Annotated in this window: 2 protein-coding genes and 1 pseudogene; 1 reads left to right on the top strand and 2 read right to left on the bottom strand. The window is 59.0% G+C overall.

Annotated elements, in window-relative coordinates:
- Positions 1-333, top strand: a pseudogene (locus ACWI8T_RS09150) (mechanosensitive ion channel family protein); the annotation flags it as partial.
- A gap of 196 nt (positions 334-529) precedes the next feature.
- Here the strand turns inward: ACWI8T_RS09150 and ACWI8T_RS09155 are convergent.
- Positions 530-1,057: a nitroreductase family protein gene (locus tag ACWI8T_RS09155; RefSeq protein WP_449138715.1), complete on the bottom strand. Its 528-nt coding sequence runs from the start codon at positions 1,055-1,057 to the stop codon at positions 530-532.
- 152 nt (positions 1,058-1,209) lie between these two features.
- The gene (locus tag ACWI8T_RS09160; RefSeq protein WP_449138716.1) at positions 1,210-2,649 is read right to left on the bottom strand and encodes an NAD(P)/FAD-dependent oxidoreductase; all 1,440 of its coding nucleotides are present in this window, start codon (positions 2,647-2,649) and stop codon (positions 1,210-1,212) included.
- Positions 2,650-3,124: the final 475 nt, after the last annotated feature.

The following is a 3,124-nucleotide window of genomic DNA, read 5'->3' on the forward strand; positions in this document are numbered from 1 at the left end:
ATCATCACGAAGCTCGGCGAGACCGTAATCGTTCCCAATTCGGTCATTTCGAAAACGTCGCTCGTACAGCTTCCGCCAGCGGAGCAATTCAAGGTGCCGTTCTGCGCGACGGGAGACGCGAGCAAGCTCGATGAAATTGCGGCAGAAATCGCCGAACGCGCGAAGGCCGCAGCGGAAAGCGTCTCACCCGTGACGCAGGACCCGAAGGTGTTCTTCTCGGAAATCACGGAATACGGCTTCCGCGGCTCCATCGTGATGCGCGTGGAAGATTCCGCCGCCACGGCAAGCGCAGCCGACGCCGTGGTGCGCGCAATCGCGCCGCTCACGAGGTAGCGCGACAACGCCCAGCCAAACGCAGCATCAGCGGCCGCGTCTATCCACCCACCCAGGCTCGCTGCACTTCTCGAGTCACATAAGCAGATACCGCATACCGCACAGCAAGGCCCCACGGGCATAAACCCATGGGGCCTTCGACAAGGGCACCCGGCGTGAAGCCGTTATTCGCCCTTTTCTGTGTCAATTCCCGCTGCTACAGCAGGAAATCCTCGCGAGCGATGGTGCGCTCGGCGCGGCGTTCGGGCGAGGCGATGGTATCGGCCGCATAGCCCACGGTGAGCATGTGGTACGGATACACGCCTTCGGGCAGGTCGAACTGCTCGCGTGCGATTTCGGGATTGAAATGGCACACCCAGCACGTGCCCAGGCCAAACTCGGTCGCTTGCATCATCATCTGATCGCACACGATCGCGGTGTCGATAGGAGCCGCATTCATTTGGTCGTACGGGCGCACCCACGCGTCTTCGTCCACGCCGCACACCAGCAACACCACAGGCGCCCCGAAGATCGAGCCGTCGCGCGCGAAGCGCGGCTGACACGCGGCAGCCTTCTCGAGCAGCTCGGGCGTGGTGCACGGCAAAACGCGCACGGGGTGGTTGTTGCACGCCGTGGGGGCAAGGCGCCCAGCCTCAAGAATGGCATCAAGCTTCTCGGGCTCGACAGCGCGTTTCTCGTATTTGCGGCAGGAGTAGCGCTCAAGGGTCAAATCGGCAAAAGGCATGGCACGTCCCTTCTCTTCAGGAGGCCCACCGAACACAACGGGCAGCTCTCGTTACTGCAAGTGTAACGCGCCAGAGTGCCTTTTCCGCGCGGCTTTCTGCAATCGTTCGTAGTTTTCCGCGGGCCGCCCTGGGCGCCTTCCACAAATGAACGCTACGCCCCACTCGCCAGGCGTTCGCCCATCAAGCAGCCCATGACCGACGCCATCATCAGGCCGCGTGTCCAGCCGCTCGAATCGCCCAGGCAGTGCAAGTTCGCGATGTTGGTGTCGAAGTTCGCATCCATCTTCACGCGATTGCTGTAGAACTTGAGCTCGGGCGCGTACAACAGAGTCTCAGCCGACGCGAAGCCAGGAATCGCCTCGTCGACGGCGAGCATGAAGTTGATGATCGACGTCATCGTGCGATACGGCAGCGCAGCGGTCACGTCGCCCGCGACGGCATCGGGTAGCGTGGGGCGAACATTGGAACGCGACAATTCCTTTTGCCACGTACGCTTGCCGTCCAGGATGTCACCGAAACGCTGCACCAGAATATGGCCCGCGCCCAGCGCGTTGCACAGCTCGCCGATTTTCTTCGCATACGCGATGGGCTGATTAAACGGCTCGAGGAAGTTGTGCGTACACAGAATCGCGAGGTTGGTGTTCTCGGACTTGCGTTCCTTATAGGAATGCCCGTTCACCACCGCCAGGCCGCCATCGTAGTTTTCTTGGCTCACGAAGCCGCCAGGATTCTGACAAAAGGTGCGCACCTTGTTGCGGAACGGATTCGGGTATCCGATGAGCTTGCTTTCGTAGAGCACATTGTTCACGCGCTCCATGATTTCGTTGCGCATCTCGATGCGCACGCCAATGTCGACCGGGCCGGGCGCGTGCTCGATGTCATGCTCGCCGCAGAGGCGCTCGAGCCAATCGGCACCGCGGCGGCCCGTCGCCACAACGGTTTTCTCGGCGATAATTGAGAACTCCTCGCCCGCACGCGTGCGCACGCGAACGCCTTTGCATGCAGCCGAGTCGGTCGCGGCGTCGCCTTCGATAATCACGTCGGTACATTCCGTTTCGAACAACAGCTTCACACCGGCATCGCATAGGTGGTCTTCGATGCGACCGTAAATCTCTTGCGCCTTTTCGGTTCCAAGGTGGCGAATGGGACAATCGACGAGCTTCAAACCCGCCTGAATCGCACGGCGACGAATGTCTTTGACCTCACCAGGATTGTCGATGCCCTCGACATGTTCGTCGGCGCCAAAAGACAAATACGCGTCGTCGACCCGCTTGATAGCCGCCTGCGCCACATCTTCCCCAATAAGCTCCGGCAGGTCGCCGCCGACCTCATGCGAGAGCGACAGCTTTCCATCGGAAAACGCGCCCGCGCCCGAAAAGCCCGTCGTAATGCGACATGGCTCGCATCCGACGCAATGGCCCACTTTCGCCTTAGGACAATTGCGCCGCTCGATGGGAAGGCCCTTCTCCACAAGCGCGATGGTCATGGAAGGAGCATCTTTCAGAAGCGCCAACGCCGTGAAAATACCCGCGGGACCGGCACCCACGATAACGACATCGACGGTCATATTTGAATTGCAAGAACTGCCCAAAACAGAAACCCCCTTGGCATCCCCTTGCGTCGGAAACGCGACGCATTTCATTGTAGCGCACGAATTCAGACGGCCCGCAAAGGGCCTTCGACACGTGCGGGCGGCGAGCAAGAGCGAATCACGCAAGCGATAGTCGTTTTCTTTCCTATCAATGCATCATGCAAAAGGACGGTTCTTCCTTCGAGGCACAATATGAGAACCATTTTGCAAAATCCCAGGCTGCAACGTATAGTTTATCTCTATTTTACGCTGTATAGCTTCGTTTCTTTAATCTAAGATTCATTTTGCAGTCTATTTCATGGCATAAAGAAAGGGTCCCGAAGGACCCTTTTCCACAAACACACTCAAGCATGGCGGCTTAGTTGATTTTCACGATGGGCGCGTAGTCTTTCAGCAAAGTCTTCGTCTGGCCCGTGCGCGCGAATTTGATCACGAGCGAGTCGCCATCGACCTTGAGCACCTTGCCGCGGCCGAA

Source organism: Slackia sp., assembly GCF_977041755.1.

Excerpts from the sequence above, each read along its gene's own strand:
- ACWI8T_RS09155 (WP_449138715.1), bottom strand. The coding sequence starts at position 1,057 with ATGCCTTTTGCCGATTTGACCCTTGAGCGCTACTCCTGCCGCAAATAC.